Source organism: Burkholderia sp. Ac-20345 (genome assembly GCF_017104825.1).
Taxonomy (GTDB): Bacteria; Pseudomonadota; Gammaproteobacteria; order Burkholderiales; family Burkholderiaceae; genus Burkholderia; species Burkholderia lata_B.
In genome coordinates this window covers 1-25,922 of sequence record NZ_JAAGPO010000026.1, presented here as the reverse complement: position 1 = coordinate 25,922, position 25,922 = coordinate 1, and the positions used below count along the sequence as shown (strand labels likewise).

The window sequence follows — 25,922 nt, the reverse complement described above, 5'->3', positions numbered from 1 at the left end:
GCTGCCACATCAGAACATGTGCCGGACGCCGACCATCGCGCCGAGCTGCCCCATCCCTGCGCCGGGCGTCGTGCCGGCCCCGCCGCCGCTGACCGCGTAGCGCGCATGCGCGCTGTTCCACAGATACGACGATTGCGCATAGACGGCCGTGCGCTTCGTCAGCAGATAGGTCGCGCGCAGCGTGGCCATCGTCGCGCGCGTATCGTGCGCGCTGTTGACGATCCGGTAGCCTTCGCCGTCGACGACGACATCCGGCTTCACCGCATACGACGCGCCGACGAAGAACAGGTCCGAATGCGCGCCGGCTGCGGCCGGTGAGCCGGTCGACACGCGCCGCCCGATCCAGCCCGCGCCGATCCGCGCGCCGGCCGCCTGCGCGTACGCGCTCACGTGCGTGCGCGCGTCCTTGCCGCCGCTGCTGGTGAAAGCGACCGGCGCGATACCGTCGAAGAAGTTCGCGGCCGCGCCGGTGCCGCCGCGCTGTTCCTCGTACGAGGCTGCCGCACCGAAATACGCGCTGTCGTACTTGAGCATCACCGACCAGTTGCGACACTGGACGGCGTCGCCCGGCACTTGCCCCGCGCACGTGCCCTGCCCCGGCGAGTTGCCGGTGCCCGCGCCGTCGCGGCCGAACGAATACGCAGCGCCGAGCGTCACGCCGCGATACGTGCCGACGTAGGTCACCGCGTTGTCGGCGCGGCCGTTCGGCACATACGCGTCGAGCGAACCGAGCCCGTAGATGTCCGGGCCGATGATGTCCGCGCCCTGCAGCGCGAGATAGGTCATCGTGTACTGGCGGCCGAACGCGAGCGTGCCGAAGCCGCCCTTCAGCCCGACGAACGCCTGCCGCCCGAACAACCGGCCGCCCTGGCCGAGATCGCCGCCGCGCACGTTGAATCCGCTTTCGAGCGTGAACACCGCCTGGTAGCCGCCGCCGAGATCCTCGGCACCGCGCAGCCCCCAGCGCGACGGCAACTCGCCCGTCACGCCCGGCATGCGCACGACGTGGTCGCCCGCCGCGTTCGCGTGCGACACGAATTCGACGCCCGTGTCGATGATCCCGTACAGCGTCACGCTCGACTGCGCGTGCGCGACCGGCGCGGCGAGTGCGCAGCACGCGCCGGCGGCCAGCAGGCCGTTCCTTGTCTTCGTTTTCATTTCGTTGTGTCTCCAGACCTTGAGTAAGCGCGCTCTGACGGCGTGCATTGATAAAAACGAACCCTCAGTCGCCGGCTTGCGGGCGGCGAATCAGCAGCAGCGCGGCGACGGCCGCGACGAGCGTGACGGGGATGCTCGCGCCGATCACGATGGGCGCGCTGCGGCCGGCGGCCAGCAGCGTCGCGGCCGCGAGCGGCCCAACGACGGAACCGAGCCGGCCGACGGCCACCGCCGCGCCGACACCCGTGCCGCGCATCGCGGTCGGGTAGTAGATCGCCGCGAGCGCATACAGCACCGACTGGCCGCCGACCACGAACATCCCGGCCGCGAACGCGGCGGCCGCGAGCGACGCGAAGCCGGGCGCCGCCGCCAGTGCGGTGAGCGACAGCACGATCCCGACGTACATGCCGCCGACCACGCGCGACGCGCGCATCCGGTCGAGCGCCGCACCGATGCCGAGCGCGCCGAGCCCCGCGCCGACGTTGAACGCGATCTGCACGAGGCCGACGTGCTCGCGATCGAGCCCGCGCGCGGCCATCAGCGACGGCAGCCAGTTCAGCAGGAAGTACAGGACGATCAGCGTGCAGAAGTAGCTGACCCACAGCGCGACGGTCGACGTCGTGCGGCCGTCGCCGAACAGCGTGCGCGCGACACTGGTGCGCGCAGCCGGCGTGCCGGCGACGTCGAGATACGCGCGCGACTCCGGCAGGAACCACGCCAGCAGCGGCACGAGCAGCAGCGGCCCCACGCCGCCGACGTAGAAGATGTGCCGCCACTCGGTGTCGCCGGCAAGCAGCACGCCGATCAGCGACGCGATCACGCCGCCGAACGGGATGCCGCAGTACATCGTCGCCACCGCGCTGCTGCGCGAGCGCGGCTCGACCGCTTCGGACGACAGCGCGATCAGGTTCGGCATCGCGCCGCCGAGGCCGATGCCGGTCAGCACGCGCACGACGACGAGCATCGCGAAGGTCGATACCTGCGCGGTGGCGATCGACAGCAGCCCGAACAGCGCGGCCGACACGATCAGCACGCGCTTGCGTCCGATCCGGTCGGCGAGCCGCCCGCCGAGCATCGCGCCCGGTAGCAGCCCGAAGGTGCCGGCGCTGAACGCGATACCCATCTGCGACACGCTCAGCCCGAATTCGCGCGCCATGCGCGGCGCGGCGACGCCGACCGACTGCAGGTCGAGCCCCTCGAGGAGGGCGATCGCGAAACACAGCGCGAGCGTGGTCGCGACCGTGGGTTTTTCGGCAACGTAAGTGTTCATCCTGTCTCCAGTCCCATGTCTTGTAGTCGGTCGGCCCGGTAACGGCCGCCGCGCGCCGTCGCCGGCCAGTGGCGAAGCGGCGCGCAAGGTGTCGTCCGAACGGCCGACTTTATCAGGCAGCCTGATTCACTGGCCGCAAGAATGCCTGCCGGTGTCGTGGCCGGCCGGTCGTTGTACCTGCTTGCTTCGGTATGCTTCCGGTTACGCGTAAATCACGTCGGGATCGCGCCGCGCCGAGTCGTACAGCGCGTCGATCGTCGCCGCGCGATGTTGCTGCACGGCCGCCTGGTTCAGCGAACCCTTGTCGGTCACTTCGCCGCGATCGAGCGACGGCGGGGTGTCGATCAACCGGATGCGCGCGACGAACGTCGAACCGCCGCTCGCATGCCGGTTCAACTCGATGAGCCATTTCTCGAACACCGCGCGCACGGCAGGCGCGCGCAGCACGTCGGTCACGGCGGCATCGGCGGCGAGTCCCGCCAACGCACGGCACGCATCGACGCGCGGAAACACCAGCAGCCCGATGTCGTCTCGATTGATCCCGGTGACGACCACGTCCTGCACGTACGGCGCGCCGCTCGACACCGCGTTCGCGCGCAGCGGCCCGACGCTGACGAAGGTGCCGCTGCTCAGCTTGAAATCCTCGGTCAGCCGCCCGTCGAACAACAGCCCGAGCTCCGGCCGCTCCGGATCGACAAAGACCCCCGCGTCGCCGCTGCGGTAATACCCTTCGTCGTCGAACACGTCGCGCGGATCGACGTCCGCGTGCCAGTAGCCGCGCATCACGTTCGGCCCCTTGAAACGCAGTTCGAGCTTGCCGCCGCACGGCACGAGCTTCGCGTCGCAGCCGGGCGCGGGCAGCCCGATATAGCCGGCGCGCATCAGCGGCCCCGTCGTGAACAGGCACGACGGCGACGCCTCCGTCATCCCGAGGCCGGCCATGATCCGGATCCGCTCGCCGCAATGCGCATGGGTCACGCGGTCGAGCCGGTCCCACGCGGCCTGCGACAGGCCCGCGCCGCCGAAGAAATACAGCTTCACGCGCGAGAGGAACGTGTCGCGCAGCGCGGCATCGCGTTCGAGCGCGGCCGTCAGTTCTTCCCAGCCTTTCGGCACGTTGAAGTAGATCGTCGGCGCGATCTCGCGCAGGTTGCGCACGGTTTCGTCGAAGCGCCCCGGCACCGGACGGCCGTCGTCGATATAAAGCGTGCCGCCGTTGTACAGCGCGATGCCGAGATTGTGACTGCCGCCGAACGTGTGATTCCACGGCAGCCAGTCGACCAGCACCGGCGGTTCGCGCGTCAGTTCGGGCATCGTCTGGCGCAGCATCTGCTGGTTGCTGCACAGCATCCGATGCGTGGTCGGCACGGCCTTCGGCTGCTTCGTCGAGCCGGACGTGAACAGGATCTTCGCGAGATGATCGGGGCCGACCGCCGCGTGGATCGTGTCGATCGTGCGCGGGGCTGTGGCGAGAAGGCGCGAGAGCGGCACCGCGCGGCCCTCGGCATCGACATCGGCATCGCTTGTGACGATCAACGCCGCATCGGCCGGCAACGTCGCGTCGAGCGCACGTGCAAACGGCGCGCGCTCGGCGACGAATACGGCGCCCGGCCGCAGCACGCCGAGCGTGTGACGCAGCTTGCCGTAGTCGGTCGACACCAGCGAATACGCGGGCGAGATCGGCGAGTACGGCACGCCGGCCAGCATCGCTGCGAACATCAACTGCAGATGCTCGAGATCGTTGCCGGACAGCACCGCGAGCGGACGCTCGACCGACAGCCCGAGATCGACGAGGCCCTGGCCGAGCGCGCGGGCGCGTTCGAGCATCTGTGCGTAGGTGATCTCGACCCAGCGGCCGTCGGCACCGCGCCGCGCGGCCAGCACGCGATCGGGATGCGCTTGCGCGCCGCGCACGAGGCAGTCGGTCAGGCGCGTCGGGTAGTCGCCGAGCGGTTCGCGCGAACTCAGGTACCACGCGCCGTTTTCCGCGCGGCGAATCTCGGCCGCGCCCACGGCGACGGCCGCCGCGCGATAGCGCACGCCATCCGTGTCGTTCACCGGCCCGCTGGCGCGCGTCGCATCATTCATCGTCGGGGCGCTCATATAGGGTAGTGACGCGGCGTGGTCTGCACGGTGATCCAGCGCAGCTCGGTGAATTCGGCGATCGACGCACGGCTGCCGAAGCGGCCGTAGCCGCTCGCCTTCGTGCCGCCGAACGGCATCTGCGCTTCGTCGTGCACGGTCGGGCCGTTGATGTGGCAGATCCCCGATTCTATCCGTCGTGCGACCGCCATCGCGCGCGCGACATCGCGGCTGAACACGCTCGCCGAGAGCCCGAACTCGCTGTCGTTCGCGAGCGCGACCGCTTCGTCGTCGCTGTCCGCGCGCAGGATCGCGACGACCGGCGCGAACGATTCCTCGCGATACAGGCGCATGTCGCGCGTCACGCCATCGACGATCGCCGGCTGCATCGTCGCACCTTCGACGCGACAGCCAAGCGGCAGCTGCGCGCCATGCGCGCGCGCATCCTCGACGAGCGATGCTGCACGCGCGGCAGCCGCCACGTCGACCATCGTGCCGAGCGGATGGCCGGCCAGCGGATCGCCCGCGACCAGCGTGCGCGCCTTCGCGGCGAGGCGTTCGACGAGCGCATCGGCGATCGGCCGCGCGGCGATCACGCGCTCGGTCGACATGCAGATCTGCCCCTGGTTGAAGAACGCGCCGAACGCAATCGCGTCGACGGCCGCGTCGAGATCGGCATCGTCCAGCACGAGCACGGGCGCCTTGCCGCCGAGTTCGAGCAGCACCGGTTTCAGGTGAGCCGCTGCGTGGCGCGCGATGATGCGCCCGACATGCGTCGACCCGGTGAAGTTGATGCGCTTCACGTGCGGATGCGCGATCAGCCGCTCGACGAGTTCGGGTGCGTCGGCCGCCGCATGCGTGATCACGTTGACCACGCCCGCACCGAGCCCCGCTTCGTCCAGCACCGCGCCGATCAACGCGTGCACGCCGGGACACGCCTCGGACGCCTTCAGCACGACCGTGTTGCCGCACGCGAGCGGCATTGCCAGCGCTCGCGTGCCGAGGATCACCGGCGCATTCCACGGCGCGATGCCGAGCACGACGCCGCACGGCACGCGCATCGCGAGCGCGAGGTTGCCGGGCACGTCGGACGGGATCACGTCGCCTGCGATCTGCGTCGTCATCGACGCGGCCTCGCGCAGCATGTTCGCCGCAAGCGTCACGTTGAAGCCGATCCAGCCCGGCGTCGCGCCGGTTTCGGCCACGCCGGTCGCGACGAACGCGTCGATGCGTGCGTCCATCAGGTCGGCCGCCTTCAGCAGCAGCCGGCGGCGCTCGGTGGGCGCCAGTGCCGACCATGCGGGAAACGCGCGGTGCGCGGCGTCGATCGCCGCGTCGGCGTCGGCGAGGCCGGCCGCCGGCGCGCGTGACGCCAGCGCGCCCGTCGCGGGGTTGAGTCGGTCGAAGGTGCGCCCGTCACGTGCGGCGCACCACTCACCGGCGATCAGCATCCGTCTGTCGGTCATGTTGTCTCCTGCCATGCAATCTCTCGTCGGGTTGCGTCAGCGCTTGTAGGCCTGCAGGCCCGGCTTGATCGTCTTGTCGTCGAGGAACTGCTTCAGCCCCTGTTCGCGGCCGTGCTCCGGATCGCGCAGTTGCGCCTGGTCGAGCTTCGCGTACAGGTAATCCTCGCACTGCTCCCACGTGAGTTCGCGCGAACGCTTGAAGCCGTGCTTCGCCGCACGCAGCACGACCGGATTCTTGTCCATCAGCCGCGCGGCGAGCGCGATCGTCGCGTCGCGCAGCCCGGCGAGCGGCACGCTGCTGTTCACGAGGCCCATCTCGGCGGCTTCCGCGCCGGTGAACGTGTCGCCGGTCATGATGTAGTGCAGCGCGCGACGGTGCCCGACCGTGTCGGCCATCGCCTTGCTGACGAGGTTGCCGGGCGGGATGCCCCAGTTGATTTCCGACAGCCCGAACACGGCTTCTTCAGCCGCGATCGCGAGGTCGCACGCGACGAGCGGCGAGAAGCCGCCGCCGAAGCACCAGCCGTTCACCATCGCGATGGTCGGCTTGTTGTACATCCGCAGGCGGCGCCACTGCCATTCCGATGCGTCGCGGCGCACTTTTTCCTGCATCGCGTCGGAGCCGCCGTCGATCTCGCGGAAGTATTCCTTCAGGTCCATGCCGGCCGTCCATGCGGCGCCCGCGCCGGTGAGGACGAGCACCTTCGCTTCGTCGTCGAACTCGACCGCGTCGAGTACCTGCAGCATCTCCTGGTTGAGCGTCGGGCTCATCGCATTGCGCTTGTCCGGGCGGTTCAGCGTGACCCACGCGACGCCGGCCTCCACCTTCACTTCAACGGTCTGCCAGCGGTTGTCGTACTTGCTCATATCGTTTCCTGTCGTTCGTTCCTGTGCGATTCGGTGCGCAGCATTCCTGCTGCGGACGGCTTCATTTAATATCAGGCTACCTGATATTGCAAGCAGCACGAGCGCCGGTGTAAACCCGGATCGGAAAGCGGCGGAAACGACGGAATCGGGGAACGGTCAGGCGACCGTCGGCGGGAAAGCGAAGCGGACGCGCGCCGCCCCGGGCCGCGCGTCGTGAGGGGTCGGGAACGGATCAGCCGCGCAGGTTGCGCGAGAACAGTTCGAGCGCGCGCTGCACGTGGGCCGCGTCGTCGGCCGGGATGTCGCCGAGCATGCGTGCCTCGAGCGGGCGCAGCACGGCTTCGCATTCGCGCAGCATCGCCGCGCCTGCGTCGGTCAGCTTCAGCAGGATGATGCGGCCGTGTGACGGGTCGGCTTCGCGCGTGACGAAACCGCGGGCGGCCATCACGCTCATCACCTCGTTCGCCGATTGCGGCGTGATCCACGAGCGCTCGGCCAACTGCGCATTCGACGATGCGCCGCGCGCCTCGAGCACCGACAGCGCCGTGTATTGCGCGAGCGTGATGCCAAGCGGTGCGAGCGCGTCGGTCATGTGACGGCGCAGCAGCCGGTCGAGACCGCCGATCACGTAGGTCAGGCGTTGTTGCACGCGCGCTTTCGGCTTGTCGCCCGTGGCGCGGGCGGCGCTTTTCGCGGCGCCTGCCGTGGCGCTCGTCGCGGCGTTTTTCGGATTCGCGGGCTTGGTCGGTGCGGAACTCATGGTGCGGGCGGGATGGAATTGCGGGCCATCTTACCAGCACGTCGGGGGGCGAACGCATAGTCGCGACATCACTCTCAGCGTACCTCCATGTTCTCAGTTGCCTCGTATAAGTACGAAATTATCGGCGGACACACTAATTAAATTACCAAAAACAATCGATTCTCATCTTGAAAATGGTTCGACACTTCGTGACGGGGTAAAAGAACAGCTTCACTCCAACCTTCACATGGTGGAGTGACTATCTGAAGTTGAAGAAACCTGTTGAAATAAAACTTGGTGAAATATGCAGATTAGCGCCCCCAGAATCACTGGGTTAGCCATTCTTGTGTTTTTGCTGATTGGCTTTTCCGTTCATATGATCAGGCCAAATTATGGTCGGTGTGATTTTTTTGAAAAAGAACTGAACGGGGGGAAGAAGGAATTCGGAGGCGTGGAATATTACGCAAAGTTGTGCGGCGCGAATATTCGGAATGGGCATGAAGTGAGATTTCAGCTTTTTGATGGGACTGGAGAATTGCGCGCTCAACGCTATTTTTCATACTACGTAAATTCGGCAACTGAGCGAGATCTGGTAGATGGCGTCGGCGGAATCGTATATTACGATAGCTCAAGCAGTGATGTGATGCAGTTGCTTGCGATTCCGCCCACCAAATTGGATTGGATTCGCGCCCGACTACCTTTATTTTAATTGTGGTGATTTTGTGTAAAAGAAAAGCCCCCGAACCTTCACAAGTCGGGGGCTTTCGTTTTGCCTGCCAGCCGATAGAACCTGCCGTCCACACCCGCCATTCATCCAGTGCGTGTCCCCGCAAACCGCGCGGTCGGCAGCCCCACATGGCGCGTCTGCGCGACGAACACACCGCCTGCGTGCGCGTCGTTTGCCAGCGCATCGTTGCTCAGGTCAACACGCGCACTCGTCACGTACAACCGGCCTTCACCATCGATCGCGACGCAGCTCGGCTGCGCGGTCGGCACTTCAACGCGATCCGTCTCGACACCGTCCGGCCCATAACGCACCACCCGCCTGCCGCCCCACTGCGCGCTCCACAGGCCGCCGTCGCGATCGACGATTGAGCCGTCCGGATCGCCGTCGGCATCGGTGAGCCGCGCAAACGACCGCACGTTCGCGACATCGCCGCCTGCACGGTAATCGCACACAAAAATCTCGCGCGCCAGCGAATCGCAGAAATACATCTTCGACCCATCCGGCGAAAACGCGATGCTGTTCGCGATCGCGGCCGGCGGCAGCGCGAGCCGCTCCAGCGTGAGGTCGGCATTGAGCCGGTAGAACCCGCCGACTGCTTGCGGCGGCTCGCTACCTTCATCCTTCATCCCGAACACGAACGCGCCATGCGGATCGCAGCGCCCGTCGTTCAGCCGCGTCGGCAGATCGGGCTCGACGTCGACGATTCGCGTGAACGCGCCGCTGCGCAGGTCGAAGAACGCGAGATGCGTCGCGAGCCCGACGAGCAGCACGTCCGGATCGTGCGTCAGTGCGAAACATGCGAGCCGTTCGGGCATCGGCCAGTGCGCAAGGTCCGAACCGTCCGCGCGGCAGCGCGACAGTTGCGCGCCTTCGATGTCCACCCAATACAGCGCGTGCGTCCTGTCGCACCACGTCGCGCCTTCGCCGAGCGTGTTGCGGCTGTCGGCCAACAGCGTCGCCGACGCGGCCGGATCAATCTGTTGCATGCCGTCTCCCGATATTTGTCGCATTCGCAGGCAGCCGCGCATTCGTCAGATCTTCATCGCGCGCCGCTGGTTGCGACGATACTGGTCGAACAGCACCGCGAGCAACAGAATTCCGCCGCGTATCAGATATTGGTAAAACGTCGGCACGTTCAGCAGGCTCATCGCATCCTGCACCGAGCCCATGATCAGCACGCCGACCAGCACGCCGGAGATCGTCGCGACGCCGCCCGTCAGCGACACGCCGCCGAGCACGCACGCGGAGATCACGCCGAGTTCAAGGCCGACCGACGTCTTCGGATCGCCGAGGCTCATCCGCGACGCGAGCATCACGCCCGCGAAGCCCGTCACGAGCCCCTGCAGCACGAACACGGTGATCTTGATGCGCATCACCGGCAGCCCCGCGAGCAGCGCAGCCTCGCCGTTACCGCCCACTGCGAGCACGTTCTTGCCGAACACCGTCTTGCGCAGCAGGAAGCCGAACACGACGAAGCCGACGATGTTGCTCCAGATCGGATACGAGATGCCGAGGAACGACCCGCCGCCGAGATCGAAGAAGCGCTCCTCGGAGATCATCACCGCGTCGCCGTTCGACGTGATGAACGCGAGCCCGCGCACGACTTCCATCATCGCGAGCGTGACGATCAGCGAGTTGATCCGCCAGCGCGCGATCAGCACGCCATTGACGAGCCCGACCGCACCGCCCGCAAGCACGCCGCCCGCGATGCCGAGCACGACGCTGTGCGTCGCGGTGATCAGCGTCGACGCGACGACGCCCGAGAACGCGACGATCGACGCGACCGACAGGTCGACCTCGCCGAGCGCGAGCACGAACATCATCGTCACCGCGATCGAGCCGATCAGCGTGACCGACAGCAGCAGGCCCTGGATGTTGCGCGACGTGAGGAAGTCCGGCACGGTCAGCGACAGCGTCGCGAACAGCACGAGAAACACCATCACGATGCCGGAGCGGTTGATCAGCTGCCACACGCCGCCGCGCGCTCGCGCGGGCGCGGCGGCGGCATCGGGGGACGGGGACGTGCGTTGGGGTTGCATTGCCTGGCTCATGTCATTTGCATTCCGGTTGATCGTTGCGGGGCGCTAGCGCGGCAGCGCGAGCTTGATCAGCGCATCGGGCGTCGCCTGCGCCTTCGCGACCTCGCCCGCGATCCGTCCTTCCTTCATCACGACGATCCGGTCCGACACGCCGATCACCTCGGCCAGGTCGCTCGACACGAGGATCACCGTGCGGCCCGCTTCCGCGAGTTCGTAGAACAGGTTGTAGATTTCCGCGCGTGCGCCGACGTCGATGCCGCGTGTCGGTTCGTCCATCAGGAACACGTCGATGCGCTCGGCCAGCCAGCGCGCGAGCACGACCTTCTGCTGGTTGCCGCCGGACAGCGCGCCGATCGGCGTGTCGCCGTCGCGGGTCTTGATCGCGAGCCGTTCGATGTAGCGTTGCGCAAGCTCGCGTTCGCGCCGCGCGTCGAGCAGCATCCGCGCCGGGCTGAAATGCCGGCGCGCGCTGATGTTCAGGTTGTCGGCCACCGACGCGATCGCGACGATGCCTTCCTGCTTGCGGTCTTCCGGGCACAGCGCGAGGCCGGCGCGCACCGCGTCGCGCGGGCTTCCGAATGCGACCCGCTTCCCGTTCAGCTCGACGTGCCCCGCGCTGGGGCACGCGGCGCCGTACAGCAGCTTCATCAGCTCCGAGCGGCCGGCGCCGACGAGCCCGAAGAAGCCGACGATCTCGCCGCGCCGCGCGGTGAACGACACGGGCTCGGACAACCCGGGCCCCGCGAGCCCCTTCGCCTCGATCAGCACGTCACCGGCCGGGCGCGGCCGATAGCCGTACACGTCCTCGATCGAGCGGCCGACCATGCAGCCGATCAACCGGTCGCGGTCGAGATCGGTGACGGAATCGAACGTGTCGATGCGGCGGCCATCTCGGAACACCGTCACGCGGTCGCACAGTTCATACACCTCTTCCATCCGGTGCGTGACGTAGATGATCGCGCGGCCTTCCGCACGCAGCGCACGGATGATCCGGAACAGCTGGGTGGTCTCGCGCGCGGACAGCGAACTCGTCGGCTCGTCGAACGCGATCACGCGCGCGTCGCGCATCAACGCCTTGCCGATCTCGATCATCTGGCGCTGGCCGATCGACAGATACTTCACCGGAATCCCCGGATCGATGTGCTCGCCGAGCCGCTCCAGCGCATCGAGTGCGCGCGCGGCGAGCGTGCGTTCGTCGACCACACCGAGCCGGCTCGGCAGTTGCCCGAGCATCAGGTTCTCGGCGACCGTCAGCTCGGGCACCAGATGCAGCTCCTGGTAGATGATCGCGATGCCAGCCTCCAGCGCCGCGCGCGTCGACGCGAAGCGCTGCACCGTGCCGTTCAGCGTCAACGTGCCGGCCTGTGGCTGGTTCACGCCGGACAGCACCTTCAGCAGCGTCGACTTCCCCGCGCCGTTCTCGCCCATCAGCCCGTGCACTTCGCCCGCGCGCACCGACAGCGACACGGCATCGAGCGCGCGCACGCCCGGGAACGTCACCGTGATGCCGTCGAGCGCGAGCAGCGGGCCGCCCGGCCGCGACGCGCCGGCGTCGCCGCCGGTGTCGCCGTCGTTGCCGGATACGGCCGTCATCGTCTGCGTCGTCATCGCGTTCTCGCCTCGTGCGCTCAGATGCCGAGCTCTGCGCGCACGGCCTGCCAGTTCGTGCGCGTCATCAGCTTGCCGCTCGTCTGCGTGTCGGCCGGCGGCGTCTTGCCGTCGCGAATCCACTCGACGAGATTCTGGGTGCTGTCCTTGCCGTGGTTCGTCGAGCTGACCGCGATCGTCCCGAAGAAGCCGGTCGGCTCCTTCTTCTGGAACTCGGCGAACGCCTCGCCCGCACCGTTGATGCCGACGCCGATCACGTCGGCCGCCGGGATGTGCAGCTGCTCGGTCGCTCGCACCGCACCGAGCACCGTTTCCTCGTTCAGCGCGTAGACCACCCATTTCTTCACGTTCGGATGGCGCGCGAGCACGGGTGCGGCCGCGCTGAAGCCGCCTTCGTCGTCGGTCGTCTTCTGCGGCGCGTCGAAGATGTTCTCCTTGCGGAAGCCGTTCGCGAGCAGCGCCTGCGTCGCGCCGTCGGTGCGCAGCTTCGCGGTCGGCAGCTCGTTGTTCGTGATCCGCAGCGCGCCGACTTCCTCGGGTTTCCAGCCGCGCCGCTTCATCTCGTCGGAAATGGCCTGGCCGACCTGGTTGCCGATCTTGGTCGCCGACATTCCGAGGTGCGGCACGTTCGACAGCGGCTTGCCGGTCGAATCGACGAGCTGGTCGTCGACCGTCACGAACTTCATGTTGTAGCGCTTCGCACGCGCGGCGATCGCCGGGCCGAGGCGCACGTCCGGCGCGCAGATCACGAAGCCCTGCGCGCCCTGCGAGCCGAGGTTGTCGATCGCGGCGAGCACCTTCTCGCCGTCGGGCGTGCCGATCTTCACGACCGAGAAATTCTGCTTCTGCCCGAGCGCGGACGCCGCGTTCTGCTCGTTGATGAACCAGGCCTGCTCGGGCATCTTCACCAGGAAGCCGATCTTCAGCGGCGCGTCGGCGCGCGCGGCGCCCTGCATGCCGAGCGGTGCGATGCAAAGCGCAGCCAAGAGCGCACGCAACGTATGGCGGCGAATCGTGTGGGTCGTGCGGTTCATGCGGTGTCTCCTTTGTGTCGGCTCATGCCGTAATGATTCGTCGTGCGTGATCGCGCCGCAGCGCGCCCGCGTGGTCAGCGGCCGAACGCTTCGGTCTGTACGCGTCGGCCGAACAGGAATGCATCGGCGACGAGCCGCAGCGGCCGTACGTCGACGTCGCTTTCTCCACGCGCGATCAGCGCATGGAAGTGCGCGTACAGCGCCGGATACTCGCGTTCGGGCCCGATCTCGACCGGCTCACCCGCAATCGACAACTGCGCGCCGCCGCGGCTAATCGCGAGCACGCCGTCGGCCGTGTCGACCGCGATCTCCCATTGCTCGACCGGGCCGTGCCGCCAGTCGAATTCCGCGCGCACCGGCACGCCGTCGGTATCCACGCAATCGAGTTCGGCCGCGATCGGCGTCTGCACGTCGCTCGGCACGATGAGCGTCGCCTCGCGCAGCACCAGCTCGCGCGGCAGGATCCGCGTGACGATCGACAGCGCGTTGATGCCCGGATCGAACACGCCGAGGCCGCCCGGCTCCCAGATCCACTGCTGCCCGGGATGCCAGCGCCGCACGTCTTCTTTCCAGCGCACCTGCACCGCGCGGATCGCGCGTGTCGCGAGCCATGCACGGGCGGGCTCCACCGCACTCGCGCAGCGCGAATGCCAGGTCGCGAACAGCGTGAGGCCGCGCTCGCGCGCGAGCGCCTCCAGCACGGCCACTTCGCCGAGCGTCGCGCCCGGCGGTTTTTCGAGCATCACATGCTTGCCCGCTTCGAGCGCGGCGCGCGCCTGCGCGTAGCGCACCTGTGGCGGCGCGCACAGCGACACGGCGTCGAGCTCGCGTTCGGCGGCCAGCAGCGCGCGCAGATCGCGATAGTTGCGCACGCCGGCGACTTCCGCGTGGCGGCTCGCGCACGCGGTCAACCTGAAGCCCGGTTCGGCGTCGATCGCCGGCAGATGCTGGTCGCGCGCGATCTTGCCGACGCCGACGACACCCAGCGAAACCTGATCACTCATCGTGCATGCCTCCTTCGCGAATCGTTCGGTGGTCGTTCAGTGCGCCCAGCGCAGCACGAGCGGATCGAGCCGGCGCGCGATCGCGAGCAGTTCCGCGCGCGTGTCCGGATGCAGTTCCGGCATCGGATGCCGCGGCCGCTCGCACGCGATCACGCCGCCTTCGCGCATCAGCGCCTTCGCGGTGAGGATCCCGGACTGGCGGTTCTCGTGATTGATCAGCGGCAGCCATGCCTGATAGCGCGCGTAGGCGTCGTCATGCCTGCCGTCGCGCCACGCTTCGAGGATCGGCCGGATCCCGTCCGGAAACCCGCCGCCCGTCATCGCGCCGGTCGCGCCCGCGTGGAGATCGGCGAGCAGCGTGATCGCCTCCTCGCCATCCCACGGCCCTTCGATTGCATCGCCGCCGAGCCGGATCAGCTCGCGCAGCTTGTTCGCGGCGCCCGGCGTCTCGATCTTGAAGTACGCGACCTGCTCGATCTCGCGCGCCATCCGCGCGAGGAACGGGGCCGACAGCGCGGTGCCGCTCGCGGGCGCGTCCTGAACCATGATCGGGATCGCGATCGCATCCGACACGCGCGCATAGAACTCGAAGATCTGCGCTTCCGGCACGCGGAACGTCGCGCCGTGATACGGCGGCATCGCCATCACCATCGCCGCGCCGAGCTGCTGCGCACGCAGGCTGCGCGCCGCGCACACCTGCGTGCTGTAGTGCGACGTCGTGACGATCACCGGCACGCGGCCAGCGACGTGTTCGAGGATCGTGCGCGTGAGCACGTCGCGTTCGTCGTCGGTAATCGCGAACTGCTCGGAGAAGTTCGCGAGGATGCACAGCCCGTCGGAGCCCGCGTCGATCATGAAATCGACCGCGCGCTTCTGGCTCGCGAGGTCGAGTTCGCCGGTGTCGGCAAACGTCGTCGGGACGACGGGGAAAATGCCGCGATAGCGCGGCGTGCTGCTCGATGTCATGGTTCGCGTCCTGCTTCGGCCTCGGTGACGATCGGCCGTCATGCGTTTACGGTTTCACGTTGCGCGGGCCCGGAAAAAGCCCAAACCCGGCTGCCGCGCAGCCGCTCAATGCGAATGGCTCGGCACGTCCGCACCGCGTGTGCCGACCAGGAAGTCGAGGTCGCACCCCTCGTCGGCCTGCAGCACGTGATCGATGTACAGCCGTGCGTAGCCACCCTTGCCGAGCTGGCCCGCCACGCCCGGTGCCGCGGTCGGATCGACGTCCGACAGGCGGCGCTGCAGTTCGTCATCCGTAATGTCGAGGTGCAGCGTGCCGGCCTCGCAGTCGAGCTCGATCCAGTCGCCGTTGCGCACGGCCGCGAGCGGCCCGCCGGCGGCAGCCTCCGGCGCGACGTGCAGCACGACCGTGCCGTATGCGGTGCCGCTCATCCGCGCGTCGGAAATCCGCACCATGTCCTTCACGCCCTGGCGCAGCAGCTTCGGCGGCAGCCCCATGTTGCCGACCTCGGCCATCCCCGGATATCCGCGCGGCCCGCAGTTCTTCAGCACCATCACCGAGCTTGCATCGACGTCGAGCGCCTCGTCGTTGATCGTCGCCTTGTAGTGCTCGAGGTTCTCGAACACGACCGCGCGGCCGCGATGCTTGAGCAGCTCGGGGCTCGCCGCCGACGGCTTCAGCACCGCGCCGCGCGGCGCGAGATTGCCGCGCAGGATGCGGATGCCGCCGTCCGCGATCAGCGGCTGGTCGAGCGGGCGGATCACCTCGTCGTCGTAGTTCGGCGCTTCGCGCACGTTGTCCCACAGCGACTTGCCGTTCACCGTCAGCGCGTCCGGGTTCGGCAGCAGCCCGCCTTCGCCGAGCCGGCGCAGCACCGCCGGCAGCCCGCCCGCGTAATAGAACTCTTCCATCAGGAAGCGCCCCGACGGCATCAGGTCGACGATCGTCGGCGTGTCGCGCCCGATGCGCATCCAGTCCTCCAGTTCGAGCGGCACGCCGATGCGGCCCGCGATCGCCTTCAGGTGGATCACCGCATTCGTCGAGCCGCCGATCGCCGCATTCGCACGGATCGCGTTCTCGAACGCCGCGCGCGTGAGGATCTTCGACAGCACGAGCCCTTCGAGCGCCATCTCGACGATGCGGATGCCGGACATGTGCGCGAGCACGTAGCGGCGCGAATCGACGGCCGGAATCGCCGCGTTGTGCGGCAGCGCGACGCCGAGCGCCTCGGCCATGCACGCCATCGTCGACGCGGTGCCCATCGTGTTGCAGGTGCCGGCCGAGCGCGACATCCCGGCTTCGGCCGACAGGAAGTGATGCAGGTCGATCTCACCGGCCTTCAGCGCTTCGTGCAGTTGCCACACGGCGGTGCCCGAGCCGATGTTCTTGCCTTCGAGCTTGCCGTTCAGCATCGGGCCGCCCGACACGACGATCGCCGGCACGTCGCAGCTCGCCGCGCCCATCAGCAGCGCGGGCGTGGTCTTGTCGCAACCGGCGAGCAGCACGACCGCGTCGATCGGGTTGCCGCGGATCGCCTCCTCGACGTCCATCGACGCGAGGTTGCGCGTGAGCATCGCCGACGGGCGCAGGTTCGATTCACCGTTCGAGAACACCGGGAACTCGACCGGGAAGCCGCCCGCCTCGGAGATCCCGCGCTTCACGTGCTCGGCGAGCTTGCGGAAGTGCGCGTTGCACGGCGTCAGTTCGGACCACGTATTGCAGATGCCGATGATCGGCCGGCCGTCGAACTCATGATCGGGGATGCCCTGGTTCTTCATCCAGCTCCGGTACATGAAGCCGTTCTTGTCGTTCGTGCCGAACCATTGGGTGGAGCGCAGCCTGGGTTTCGTTGCCGACATCGTCAGTCCTGTGGTGACGGGATACCGGCGCAGTCTAGGCAGAATTTTGATAACTGGCTAATGACGTTTTTGGCGATTACGATATCAATTCCGATATCGATATAAACCCGTACGATGCCCGAAGCCAGCCCGTGGGGAAACCGTGGCCGCCTGAAGACGCGCCAGCTTCTGCTGGTCGTCGCGCTCGCCGACGAAGGCAGCATTCACCGCGCGGCGGCCGCGCTGAACATGACGCAGCCAGCCGCATCGAAGCTGCTGCGCGAACTCGAGGAATCGATCGGCGCGGTGCTGTTCGAACGCCTGCCGCGCGGGATGCGGCCGACGCTGTACGGCGATGCGCTGATCCGCCACGCGCGCGCGGCGCTCGGCAGCCTCGACCAGGCGCACGAGGAGCTGGCCGCGCTGAAGGCCGGCCATCTCGGGCACGTGGCGGTGGGGGCGATCACGTCGCCGGGCCTGCGGCTCGTGCCGCCGGCCGTCGCCGCCGTGAAGGGCACGCATGCGGGCCTGCACGTCTCGGTCGAGATCGACACCAGCAACGTGCTGCTCGAACATCTCGCGCAGGAGAAGATCGACATCGTGCTCGGCCGGCTCTCCGCCGAACACGACAAGCTGCGGCTGCGCTACGAACCGCTGACCGGCGAGCCGGTGGCTGCCGTCGTGCGGACGGGCCATCCGCTGCTCGCGCAGGCGCCGCTGTCGCTCGCGGACGTGCAGCGCGCCGCATGGGTCGTGCCGCCGGCCGGCAGCGTGCTGCGCCACCGCTTCGAACTCGTGTTCCAGCGCGCGAGCCTCGCGCCGCCGGCGAACCTCGTCGAGACGTCCGCGCTGCTGTTCATCACGCAGCTGCTCGAACAGAGCGACATGATCGCGGTGCTGGCCGAGGACGTCGCGCGCTACTACGCGCGGCACGGGATCGTCACGGTGCTGCCGCTGGAGATGGATTGCCGGATGGACGATTTCGGGATCATCACGCGCACCGACCGGCTGCATTCGCCGGCCGTCGCGATGATGGCCGACGCGATTCGCGCGGCTGCGCGGGAGGTATATGGCGTCGCGCTGTGACGACGCGGCTTCGTCGGCGTTCCCGGCGCACCTGCGCGCCGGCTGACACGCAGGCGGCCCGGGTCGCGCGTTACACCCAGGGCTGCGCGAGCCCTTCGGTCTGCAACGCCCGCTGAATTGCCGGGCGCGCGAGCACTCGCTGCAGATAGCCGCCGAGTACCGGACGCTGCCGCGCCGGCTCGGCAAAGCCGCGCGTCCAGCGGCACAGCATCAGCGCATACGGATCGAGCACCGTGTAGTGCGCGCCGAGCAGCCACGGGCCGCCGCTCGTCTCCAGCTGACGGTCGAGCTGGTCCAGCAGCGCCGCGATTTTCGCCTCCGCGCGCGCCTTCACCTGCGCGCCGCCCGCCGCGTTACCCACATCGACCCAGCGCTCCGGATAGAAGTACGTGATCAACGTCGTCTGAAGCGTGTTGGTGAGCCACATGAGCCATTTGTAGAACTGCGCGCGCTCCGGTGTGCCGAGCTCGGGCGCCAGCCGCTGCTCAGGATGCGTATCGGCGAGATGCAGGCATATGGCGGCGGCTTCGTACAGCACCAGGTCGCCGTCGATCAGCACCGGGATGAGCCCGTTCGGATTGAGCGCGAGGTAGTCCGGCGACTTGTGCTGGTCGTGCGTGCGGTCGACGAATTCGAGTTCGAACGGCTGGCCGATTTCTTCCAGCACGATGTGCGGCGCCATGCTGGCATTGCTGGGGTAGTAGAAGAGCTTCATCGTCGATTTCACTCAGGCGGGTGTCGGTATCACGCGGCGGCGAACTCGATCACGGGTTCACAGCGGATCGGGAAGTTGACCGAGTTCGCGATATAGCACTTCGCGTGCGCATCATGATGCAGATGTGCTGCCCGCTCGCGATCGTCGCCGGCCTGGATCGTCACGTGCGGGCGCAGCACGATTTCCGTGAAGCGGCCTTCATCAGCGCTATCGACCATCGTGCCTTCCGCGTTGTCGACATAGGCGAGCACGCGAATGCCCGCTTCGGAGCACAGATGCAGGTACCAGAGCTTGTGACATGCCGATGCAGACGCCAGCAGCAGGTCTTCCGGATTCCAGCGCGCGGCATCACCACGAAATGCCGCGTCCGACGAACCGGGAATATCCGGCTTGGAACCGGCCCGGATCACGTGATCCCGCCCGTACTCCCGATACCCCGACGTGCCGGTGCCGCGATTGCCCGTCCACTCTACCGCGACGCGATACTTGTGTTCGCCAGATGCCATCTCGCTCTCCATTGATGTGGGTTGCTTCGGCCGAGCCGGATGTCGTTTTGCGAAGCCCGCCTGCGCTCGCCATTTTGGCACCGGATTCCCATTTGGTATACCATTATTCCAAATTGACGGAACATGCAGGCATGGAAGCCAAACTCGATTCCACGGCGGACGCGGTCGCCGCCTCGTTGCGCGACATGATCATCAACGGCGAGCTGCAGGCCGGCGAGCGGCTCGTCGAGCGCGACCTCGCCGACCGGTTCGGCATCAGCCGGATTCCGATGCGCGAGGCGATCCAGCGCCTGGAGCGCGAAGGCTTGCTGGACATCTTCAGGAATCGTGGCGCCGTCGTGCGTATGCTGAGTGCATCGGACGTGCGGGAAATCTACGACCTGCGCGCGCTGCTCGAAGGCGACGCGATCTACCGGAGCGTGAAGCGGCTCGACGACGAAACGCTCGCACGCGCCGAACTCGTCCATCGCCTGCTCGGCGACGCGGCCGTGTCGCGCCGGCAGGGCGAACTGAACCGCGAATTCCACGCGCTGCTGTATTCGTGCTGCGGCAATGCGCGGCAGTTGAAGACGATCGCGGAGCTGCGCAGCCAGGTCGAACGGTACGAGCGCCTGCAGACCACGCTGCTCGCGGATACGCCGTCGTTCCAGGTCGAGCACGAGGCGATCCTGCAGGCGTGCCGCGAACGCAATGCGCGTGCGGCTCGTTCGATGACAGTCGCGCATCTCGAATCGGCCAGGCGCATCGTGCTGCGGCTCGTCGAAGGCGGTTGAGGCCGGCGGTGGTTTGCCGTTTGCCGTTTGCCGTTTGCCGTTTGCCGTTTGCCGTTTGCCGTTTGCCGTTTGCCGCTTGCCGCTTGCCGCTTGCCGTTTGCTATCCCGGGCGCTGGTCCACGCCCGGCCGCAATGATCACGATGGCGACCTCAACGTACGCCCCCCTCCACGCATCAAGTCGACCGCGTCGCGCTCCCGTCGGCCGCGCGGCCAGTCGTACCACGCACTACCAGCCTCGGCAGCGACGCGACACGCACGCGCGACGCCGCGTCGCTTTGCCCGCCCGCTTCACGCAGCGTGTTGAGCAACTCGACCGCGATCCCGGCGGCCTCGGCAGTCGGAATCGCAACGGTCGTCAGCGTGGGCCGCGTGTCGCTGGCCAGGTGAATGTCGGTGATCCCGACGATCGACAGATCATCCGGCACACGCCTGCCGCGATCGGCCGCCGCATGCATCGCGCCGATCGCCGGCAGGTCGTTGGTCGCGACCAGCGCGGTCAACTGCGGATGCGCATCCAGCAACCGCCCCGCCGCGCGCACACCGCCTTCGATCGAATCGGGCTCCGCCGCGACGAGCGACGCATCGAGCCCCGCTTCGCGCATCACGTCGACGAAGCCGTCGTAGCGCGCCGCCTGCACACCGCTCGCCGACCCGCCGACGATCACGCCGATCCGCTCGTGGCCCAGCTCGAGCAGGTGCCGCGTCGCGATCCGCCCCGCTTCGCGGAAATCGATCGCGACGCACGGCAAGCCGTCGGGCGGCGCCTCTGGCCGCTCCCACAGGCACAGCACGACCGGCACGCCGCGCGCCGCCACGTCGAGCAGATCCGGCAGATGCAGGTTCGCGTTGGTCACGAGAATGCCTTCGGAGATCGTGCCGGCGATCTGGTCGAGATACGCACGCCCCTGCAACGGATCTTCGTTCGTATTGCAGACGATCAGGAACTGCCCGTTGCGGCGCACCGCACGCTCTACCGCCAGTGCGAACTCCGGGTAGAACGGGTTCGCGATGCTCGACACCATCAGTGCGACCGTCGGCGCGCGCCCTTCCGCCAGCGCCCGCGCGGCGAGATGCGGCCGATACCCGAGCGCCGCCACGGCTTCCAGCACCCGCGCACGCGTCGCCTCGCCCACCCGGCCGCGGTCGCGCAGCACGTTCGACACGGTTGCGGCCGTCACGCCGGCGCGGCGCGCCACTTCATCCAGGGTTGCCATCGTCTGCTCACTATATGAGACGTCTATCCAGTATTTGCTTCGCTCACCGAAGCGGCGCACTATCGCCGCACACCCTGCCGCCCGACCGACGGGCGCGACTCGGCCGCGATCGCATCGCCTCTTTTTTTGATCGCGATGATTAAGCGCTTAATCAATGATGAAAGCGCATTAGAACATGGAGCGGAGACAATGGCGAGCATCTCGATGCGGCGCGTGCAGAAAGCCTATGGCGATCACGCGCCGGTCATTCGCGACGTCGATCTGGAGATCGGCGCGCACGAGTTCTGCGTGTTCCTCGGGCCGTCCGGATGCGGCAAGTCGACGTTGCTGCGGATGATCGCCGGGCTCGAGGACCTGAGCGCGGGCGAGCTGTCGATCGACGGCCGCCGCGTCGACGACGTGCTGGCCGCCGAGCGCGGCGTCGCGATGGTGTTCCAGAGCTACGCGCTGTTTCCGCACATGACGGTCTACGAGAACATGGCGTTCGGGCTGAAGCTCGCGCGCGTGCCGAAAGCCGAGATCGACCGGAAGGTGCGCGACGCCGCACGCATCCTTCAGCTCGACACGCTGCTCGATCGCAAGCCGAAAGCGCTGTCGGGCGGGCAGCGCCAGCGCGTCGCGATCGGCCGCGCGATCGTGCGCGAACCCGGCGTATTTCTGTTCGACGAGCCGCTGTCGAATCTCGACGCCGCGTTGCGCGGCCAGACCCGCATCGAGATCGCGCGGCTGCACCGGCAGTTCGAACGCGCGAGCGTCGTCTACGTGACGCACGACCAGACCGAAGCGATGACGCTCGCCGACAAGATCGTGCTGCTGCATGCCGGCGCCGACACCGCGCAGCACGGCAGCATCGCGCAGGTCGGTGCGCCGCTCGACCTCTACCACCACCCGGCCAGCCGCTTCGTCGCGGGCTTCATCGGTTCGCCGCGGATGAACTTCCTGCCGGCCATCGTGACCGCCTGCGATGCGCATCGCACGACCGTCACGCTCACGCCTTCCGGCGAAACCTTCGTACTGCCGCGCGACGGCTCGACGCTCGGTGCGGGCACCACCGTGACGCTCGGCATTCGCCCCGAACACCTGACGCTCGGCGCCGCGCACGAAGCGACAGCACTCGCACGCGACGTCGCGCTCGTCGAACGCCTCGGCGAACAGACCTACGTGCATCTCGACCAGCCCGGCGGCAACGCGCTCATCGCGAAGATGCCCGGCGACGCGCAGGTTCGCAGCGGCGAACGCGTGCTCGTACATGCGCCGGCCGCGGCCTGCCATCTCTTCACCGAAGACGGCCGCGCGGTGCCCGCGTGCGCCGACGTCCACGTTCACCACTACGCATAAGGATCGGGCATGCGCCTCGGAGTCTGTTACTACCCGGAACACTGGCCGGAAACGATGTGGGCCGACGATGCCCGCCGGATGAAAGCGCTCGGCATCGAGCAGGTGCGGATCGCCGAATTCGCGTGGAGCCGCATCGAGCCGTCGCCGGGCGAATACGACTGGGGCTGGCTCGATCGCGCAGTCGACGTGCTCGGCGCAGCCGGCCTCGAGATCGTGATGTGCACGCCGACCGCGACGCCGCCGAAATGGCTGGTCGATCGCCACCCCGACATCCTCGCGATCGGCGCGGACGGCCGGCCGCGCGCGTTCGGCTCGCGCCGCCACTACGACTTCTCGTCGCCGACCTATCTCGAAGCGTCGCGCCAGATCTGCACGGCGGTCGCCGAACGCTACGGCCGCCACCCGGCCGTGCGCTACTGGCAGACCGACAACGAGCTGGGCTGCCACCAGACCGTCGTCAGCTACTCGCCGGCCGCGCTCGTGCGCTTCCGTGCGTGGCTGAAGACGCGCTACGGCACGATCGACGCGCTGAACCGCGCATGGGGCACCGTGTTCTGGAGCATGGAGTATCGCCATTTCGACGAAGTCGACGCGCCCGTCGGCACCGTGACCGAGGCCCACCCGTCGCATCGCCTCGACTACCGGCGCTTCGCGTCGGACGAAGTCGCGCGCTATCACCGGATGCAGGTCGACGTGATCCGCGCGCATTCGCCGGGCCGGTCCGTCGCGCACAACTTCATGCAGCTGTTCACCGAGTTCGACCATTACGATGTGGCGCGCGACCTCGACATCGCGACCTGGGACAGCTATCCGCTCGGCGCGCTCGAGGAGCAATGGTTCGCGCCCGACGTCAAGGCGCACTGGCTGCGCACCGGCCATCCCGATTTCGCGTCGTTCAATCACGACCTCTATCGCGGCATGTCGAAGCTGCCGTTCTGGGTGATGGAGCAGCAGCCGGGGCCCGTGAACTGGGCGCAGTGGAACCCCGCGCCGCTGCCGGGCATGGTGCGCCTGTGGAGCTGGGAAGCGTTCGCGCACGGCGCCGGCTGCGTGTCGTACTTCCGCTGGCGGCAGGCACCGTTCGCGCAGGAGCAGATGCATGCGGGCCTGCACACGCCCGATGACAAGCTCGACGAAGGCGGCCGCGAGGCGCAGCGCGTCGCGCGCGAGATCGCAACTGTGCACGACGCCGGCGCGGATGCGAACGGCGCCGTGCGCGCCCCCGTCGCACTGGTCTTCGATTACGACGCGAAGTGGCTGTTCGAAGTGCAGCCGCAGGGCGCCGATTTCCATTACCCGCGCTTCGCGTTCGAGTACTACTCGGCGCTGCGCTCGCTCGGCCTCGACGTCGACATCGTTTCCGCGCATGCGCCGCTCGACGGCTACCGCGTCGTCGTCGTGCCGCCGCTGCCGGTCGTCCCGGACGATTTCGCCGCACGGCTCGCGGCCTCGGGCGCGCATGCGGTGTTCGGGCCGCGCACCGGCTCGAAGACCGTCGACCTGCAGATCCCGCCGACGCTGCCGCCCGGCCCGCTCGCGTCGATCCTGCCGGTACGCGTGTGGCGCGTCGAATCGCTGCGGCCGAACGTGACCGAGCGAATCGACGGCACGCTGCGCGACGGCGCGCCGCTCTCGGGCAATGCGCGCCACTGGCGCGACTTCGTCGAGCTGCACGACGACACGCGCAGCGTCGTGCGTGCGCGCTTCGCCGACGGACACCCGGCCTGCGTGTCGCACGGCACGCTGCACTACTGGGCCGCGCTGTTCGACGACGCGACCACCGCCCGGCTGTTCGCCGATGTCGCCACCGAAGCCGGCCTCGCGCCGACGTCGCTCGGCGACGGCGTGCGGGTGAGCCGGCGCGGCGGCCTGACCTACGTTTTCAACTATGGCGACGCGCCGCACACGATCGACGCGGTGCCGCCGTCCGCGTTCGTGCTCGGCACGGCGCAAGTCGGGCCGCAAGACGTGGCCGTGTATCGAAGCCGTTCGTAGCACCCGCCACCGGCGCCACGACGCGCCGGTCACGCACAACGACACCCAGGACTGGAGACACGTATGACACATCGCCCCCTTCGCGCCGCCGCCCGGCTCGCCACGGCCGCCGCTGTCGCACTGGCATCGCTCGGCATGACGGCGCCCGCCGATGCCGGCACGCTGACGATCAACATCGCGTTCAAGGGCGCCAGCCAGCGCGCGGTCTGGCAGTCGACGCTCGACGCGTTCCGCAAGGCGCATCCCGACATCGACGTGAAGGCGACTTTCGTCGACGAGGAAGCGTACAAGGTACAGCTTCCCGCATGGCTCACGACCGTCGCGCCGGATGTCGTGAACTGGCACGCGGGCGAGCGGATGGCGTACTACGCGAAGCGCGGGCTGTTCGAGGACCTGAGCGGCGACTGGACGAAGAACGGCTGGGGGGCAATGTACGCGTCGACACGCGATGCATCGTCGTACAACGGCAAGCAGTATGCGGCGCCGACCGTCTACTACTCGTGGGGGCTGTTCTACCGCAAGGACCTGTTCCACAAGGTCGGCATCGCCGACGAGCCGAAGACCTGGGACCAGTTTCTCGACGCGTGCAAGAAGCTGAAAGCGGCCGGCATCACGCCGATCGCGATCGGCGGCCGCGACGCGTGGACGCTCGCCGGCTGGTTCGACTATCTCGACCTGCGCCTGAACGGCAACGCGTTCCACCAGCAACTGATGGCCGGCGACGTGCCGTACACCGACCCGCGCGTGAAGAAGGTCTACACGACGTGGAAATCGCTGATCGACGCGGGCTACTTCATCGACAACGCGCTGTCCTATGATCTCGACGGCGCGCAGCCGTTCCTGTTCCAGGGCAAGGCCGCGATGATGCTGATGGGCACCTTCATCGCGGCGGGCTTTCCGCCGAACGTGAAGCAGGAAATGGGCTACTACCGCTTCCCGATCATCGACCCGAAGGTGCCGACCGCCGAGGACGGCCCGGTCGAATCGCTGCATATCCCGACGAAGGCGAAGAACAAGGCCGACGCGCACACGTTCCTCGCGTTCGTCGAAACGCCCGAGATGGGCGCGAAGCTCGCGGAAGGGCTCGGCTCGCTATCGGCCAACAGCAAGTCGCCCGAGCCGGCCGATCCGATCTCGCGCATCGGGTTCCGGATCCTCGCCGACACGAAGGGCGGCGTCGCGCAGTTCTACGATCGCGACATGACGAAGGAAATGGCCGACGAGGGGATGAAGGGCATGCAGCAGTTCCTCGCGAATCCCGCGCAGCTCGATACGGTGCTCGCGCAACTCGAACAGACCCGCAAGCGGATCTACAAGAAGTGACCGCGTGACCCAACCGGCGGCCCCGCGCCGCCGCGCCCGTTCAGGAGGCTTGGCCTTCGACTTCGCCCAATCCCGTTCGCTCTGATGCAACTGCCGATTGTACAAATCAGCACTCAACGCCCCGCCCGCCCCGCTGACAGCACCGGCCGAACCACCCAACGCGCCGCCTGCCACC

The 25,922-nt window shown here is 67.8% G+C and carries 22 protein-coding genes; 6 read left to right on the top strand and 16 right to left on the bottom strand.

The window, feature by feature from the left end:
• Positions 1-9: 9 nt before the first annotated feature.
• From G3O06_RS12520 to G3O06_RS12495, 6 genes are all read right to left on the bottom strand, one after another.
• On the bottom strand, positions 10-1,158 hold the full coding sequence (locus tag G3O06_RS12520) for a porin (RefSeq protein ID WP_174972835.1): 1,149 nt from the start codon (positions 1,156-1,158) through the stop codon (positions 10-12).
• A 64-nt stretch (positions 1,159-1,222) separates the two neighbouring features.
• On the bottom strand, positions 1,223-2,428 hold the full coding sequence (gene mhpT, locus G3O06_RS12515; protein ID WP_205816208.1) for a 3-(3-hydroxy-phenyl)propionate transporter MhpT: 1,206 nt from the start codon (positions 2,426-2,428) through the stop codon (positions 1,223-1,225).
• Positions 2,429-2,629: 201 nt separating this feature from the next.
• Positions 2,630-4,531 carry a feruloyl-CoA synthase gene (locus tag G3O06_RS12510; protein WP_205816207.1) on the bottom strand — a complete coding sequence of 634 codons (1,902 nt, stop codon included), beginning with the start codon at positions 4,529-4,531 and terminating at the stop codon, positions 2,630-2,632.
• Entirely contained in the window at positions 4,528-5,976 is a 1,449-nt protein-coding gene (locus G3O06_RS12505; protein ID WP_205816206.1) for an aldehyde dehydrogenase, read from the bottom strand. Before G3O06_RS12505 ends, G3O06_RS12510 begins: the two co-directional genes overlap by 4 nt.
• Positions 5,977-6,012: 36 nt before the next feature.
• The gene (locus tag G3O06_RS12500) at positions 6,013-6,843 is read right to left on the bottom strand and encodes a p-hydroxycinnamoyl CoA hydratase/lyase (protein ID WP_205816205.1); all 831 of its coding nucleotides are present in this window, start codon (positions 6,841-6,843) and stop codon (positions 6,013-6,015) included.
• A 232-nt stretch (positions 6,844-7,075) separates the two neighbouring features.
• Positions 7,076-7,603 (bottom strand): MarR family winged helix-turn-helix transcriptional regulator, encoded by a 528-nt coding sequence (locus tag G3O06_RS12495; protein WP_205816204.1) that lies wholly within the window; start codon positions 7,601-7,603, stop codon positions 7,076-7,078.
• A gap of 283 nt (positions 7,604-7,886) precedes the next feature.
• Between G3O06_RS12495 and G3O06_RS12490 the strand changes: the two genes are divergently transcribed.
• Complete coding sequence (locus tag G3O06_RS12490; protein ID WP_205816203.1) at positions 7,887-8,291, top strand: hypothetical protein; 405 nt, start codon at positions 7,887-7,889, stop codon at positions 8,289-8,291.
• Between the two features lie 101 nt (positions 8,292-8,392).
• Here G3O06_RS12490 and G3O06_RS12485 read toward each other — a convergent pair whose 3' ends face one another.
• From G3O06_RS12485 to G3O06_RS12455, 7 genes are all read right to left on the bottom strand, one after another.
• Positions 8,393-9,295 (bottom strand): SMP-30/gluconolactonase/LRE family protein, encoded by a 903-nt coding sequence (locus G3O06_RS12485; protein ID WP_205816202.1) that lies wholly within the window; start codon positions 9,293-9,295, stop codon positions 8,393-8,395.
• Between the two features lie 45 nt (positions 9,296-9,340).
• A complete protein-coding gene (gene araH / locus G3O06_RS12480) occupies positions 9,341-10,360 on the bottom strand; it encodes an L-arabinose ABC transporter permease AraH (protein WP_205816201.1) in 1,020 nt (339 codons plus the stop codon).
• A 33-nt stretch (positions 10,361-10,393) separates the two neighbouring features.
• A complete protein-coding gene (gene araG, locus G3O06_RS12475; RefSeq protein WP_205816200.1) occupies positions 10,394-11,956 on the bottom strand; it encodes an L-arabinose ABC transporter ATP-binding protein AraG in 1,563 nt (520 codons plus the stop codon).
• Positions 11,957-11,976: 20 nt separating this feature from the next.
• The gene (locus G3O06_RS12470) at positions 11,977-12,990 is read right to left on the bottom strand and encodes an arabinose ABC transporter substrate-binding protein (RefSeq protein ID WP_205816199.1); all 1,014 of its coding nucleotides are present in this window, start codon (positions 12,988-12,990) and stop codon (positions 11,977-11,979) included.
• Positions 12,991-13,064: 74 nt separating this feature from the next.
• Complete coding sequence (locus tag G3O06_RS12465; RefSeq protein WP_174984241.1) at positions 13,065-13,994, bottom strand: Gfo/Idh/MocA family oxidoreductase; 930 nt, start codon at positions 13,992-13,994, stop codon at positions 13,065-13,067.
• A gap of 36 nt (positions 13,995-14,030) precedes the next feature.
• Positions 14,031-14,960 carry a dihydrodipicolinate synthase family protein gene (locus G3O06_RS12460; RefSeq protein WP_205816198.1) on the bottom strand — a complete coding sequence of 310 codons (930 nt, stop codon included), beginning with the start codon at positions 14,958-14,960 and terminating at the stop codon, positions 14,031-14,033.
• A 105-nt stretch (positions 14,961-15,065) separates the two neighbouring features.
• Complete coding sequence (locus G3O06_RS12455; protein ID WP_205816197.1) at positions 15,066-16,817, bottom strand: IlvD/Edd family dehydratase; 1,752 nt, start codon at positions 16,815-16,817, stop codon at positions 15,066-15,068.
• 114 nt (positions 16,818-16,931) lie between these two features.
• Here G3O06_RS12455 and G3O06_RS12450 point away from each other — a divergent pair, with 114 nt between their 5' ends.
• Positions 16,932-17,882 (top strand): LysR substrate-binding domain-containing protein, encoded by a 951-nt coding sequence (locus G3O06_RS12450; RefSeq protein ID WP_175000118.1) that lies wholly within the window; start codon positions 16,932-16,934, stop codon positions 17,880-17,882.
• 70 nt (positions 17,883-17,952) lie between these two features.
• On the opposite strand, the gene G3O06_RS12445 is transcribed toward G3O06_RS12450, so the two are convergent.
• Positions 17,953-18,597 (bottom strand): glutathione S-transferase family protein, encoded by a 645-nt coding sequence (locus G3O06_RS12445; protein WP_205816196.1) that lies wholly within the window; start codon positions 18,595-18,597, stop codon positions 17,953-17,955.
• A 29-nt stretch (positions 18,598-18,626) separates the two neighbouring features.
• A complete protein-coding gene (locus G3O06_RS12440; RefSeq protein WP_174984229.1) occupies positions 18,627-19,103 on the bottom strand; it encodes an OsmC family protein in 477 nt (158 codons plus the stop codon).
• A gap of 131 nt (positions 19,104-19,234) precedes the next feature.
• Between G3O06_RS12440 and G3O06_RS12435 the strand changes: the two genes are divergently transcribed.
• Entirely contained in the window at positions 19,235-19,876 is a 642-nt protein-coding gene (locus tag G3O06_RS12435; protein ID WP_205816195.1) for a GntR family transcriptional regulator, read from the top strand.
• A gap of 174 nt (positions 19,877-20,050) precedes the next feature.
• On the opposite strand, the gene G3O06_RS12430 is transcribed toward G3O06_RS12435, so the two are convergent.
• Positions 20,051-21,091: a LacI family DNA-binding transcriptional regulator gene (locus G3O06_RS12430; RefSeq protein WP_205816194.1), complete on the bottom strand. Its 1,041-nt coding sequence runs from the start codon at positions 21,089-21,091 to the stop codon at positions 20,051-20,053.
• A 189-nt stretch (positions 21,092-21,280) separates the two neighbouring features.
• On the opposite strand from G3O06_RS12430, the gene ugpC reads away from it, so the two are divergent.
• The 3 genes from ugpC to G3O06_RS12415 all read left to right on the top strand — a co-directional run bounded on the left by ugpC (position 21,281) and on the right by G3O06_RS12415 (position 25,747).
• Positions 21,281-22,429, top strand: a complete 1,149-nt coding sequence (gene ugpC, locus G3O06_RS12425) for a sn-glycerol-3-phosphate ABC transporter ATP-binding protein UgpC (RefSeq protein WP_205816193.1) — start codon at positions 21,281-21,283, stop codon at positions 22,427-22,429.
• 9 nt (positions 22,430-22,438) lie between these two features.
• Positions 22,439-24,424, top strand: a complete 1,986-nt coding sequence (locus G3O06_RS12420) for a beta-galactosidase (protein WP_205816192.1) — start codon at positions 22,439-22,441, stop codon at positions 24,422-24,424.
• A 63-nt stretch (positions 24,425-24,487) separates the two neighbouring features.
• Positions 24,488-25,747 (top strand): extracellular solute-binding protein, encoded by a 1,260-nt coding sequence (locus G3O06_RS12415; RefSeq protein WP_174972802.1) that lies wholly within the window; start codon positions 24,488-24,490, stop codon positions 25,745-25,747.
• Positions 25,748-25,922 lie beyond the last annotated feature (175 nt).

Coding starts and splice junctions, on each gene's coding strand:
- G3O06_RS12490 (WP_205816203.1), top strand. CDS start 7,887: ATGCAGATTAGCGCCCCCAGAATCACTGGGTTAGCCATTCTTGTGTTT.
- G3O06_RS12520 (WP_174972835.1), bottom strand. CDS start 1,158: ATGAAAACGAAGACAAGGAACGGCCTGCTGGCCGCCGGCGCGTGCTGC.
- G3O06_RS12445 (WP_205816196.1), bottom strand. CDS start 18,597: ATGAAGCTCTTCTACTACCCCAGCAATGCCAGCATGGCGCCGCACATC.
- G3O06_RS12510 (WP_205816207.1), bottom strand. CDS start 4,531: ATGAGCGCCCCGACGATGAATGATGCGACGCGCGCCAGCGGGCCGGTG.
- G3O06_RS12415 (WP_174972802.1), top strand. CDS start 24,488: ATGACACATCGCCCCCTTCGCGCCGCCGCCCGGCTCGCCACGGCCGCC.
- G3O06_RS12430 (WP_205816194.1), bottom strand. CDS start 21,091: ATGGCAACCCTGGATGAAGTGGCGCGCCGCGCCGGCGTGACGGCCGCA.
- G3O06_RS12435 (WP_205816195.1), top strand. CDS start 19,235: ATGGAAGCCAAACTCGATTCCACGGCGGACGCGGTCGCCGCCTCGTTG.
- G3O06_RS12500 (WP_205816205.1), bottom strand. CDS start 6,843: ATGAGCAAGTACGACAACCGCTGGCAGACCGTTGAAGTGAAGGTGGAG.
- mhpT (WP_205816208.1), bottom strand. CDS start 2,428: ATGAACACTTACGTTGCCGAAAAACCCACGGTCGCGACCACGCTCGCG.
- araH (WP_205816201.1), bottom strand. CDS start 10,360: ATGAGCCAGGCAATGCAACCCCAACGCACGTCCCCGTCCCCCGATGCC.
- ugpC (WP_205816193.1), top strand. CDS start 21,281: ATGGCGAGCATCTCGATGCGGCGCGTGCAGAAAGCCTATGGCGATCAC.
- G3O06_RS12465 (WP_174984241.1), bottom strand. CDS start 13,994: ATGAGTGATCAGGTTTCGCTGGGTGTCGTCGGCGTCGGCAAGATCGCG.
- G3O06_RS12495 (WP_205816204.1), bottom strand. CDS start 7,603: ATGAGTTCCGCACCGACCAAGCCCGCGAATCCGAAAAACGCCGCGACG.
- araG (WP_205816200.1), bottom strand. CDS start 11,956: ATGACGACGCAGACGATGACGGCCGTATCCGGCAACGACGGCGACACC.
- G3O06_RS12505 (WP_205816206.1), bottom strand. CDS start 5,976: ATGACCGACAGACGGATGCTGATCGCCGGTGAGTGGTGCGCCGCACGT.
- G3O06_RS12420 (WP_205816192.1), top strand. CDS start 22,439: ATGCGCCTCGGAGTCTGTTACTACCCGGAACACTGGCCGGAAACGATG.
- G3O06_RS12460 (WP_205816198.1), bottom strand. CDS start 14,960: ATGACATCGAGCAGCACGCCGCGCTATCGCGGCATTTTCCCCGTCGTC.
- G3O06_RS12455 (WP_205816197.1), bottom strand. CDS start 16,817: ATGTCGGCAACGAAACCCAGGCTGCGCTCCACCCAATGGTTCGGCACG.
- G3O06_RS12450 (WP_175000118.1), top strand. CDS start 16,932: ATGCCCGAAGCCAGCCCGTGGGGAAACCGTGGCCGCCTGAAGACGCGC.
- G3O06_RS12485 (WP_205816202.1), bottom strand. CDS start 9,295: ATGCAACAGATTGATCCGGCCGCGTCGGCGACGCTGTTGGCCGACAGC.
- G3O06_RS12440 (WP_174984229.1), bottom strand. CDS start 19,103: ATGGCATCTGGCGAACACAAGTATCGCGTCGCGGTAGAGTGGACGGGC.
- G3O06_RS12470 (WP_205816199.1), bottom strand. CDS start 12,990: ATGAACCGCACGACCCACACGATTCGCCGCCATACGTTGCGTGCGCTC.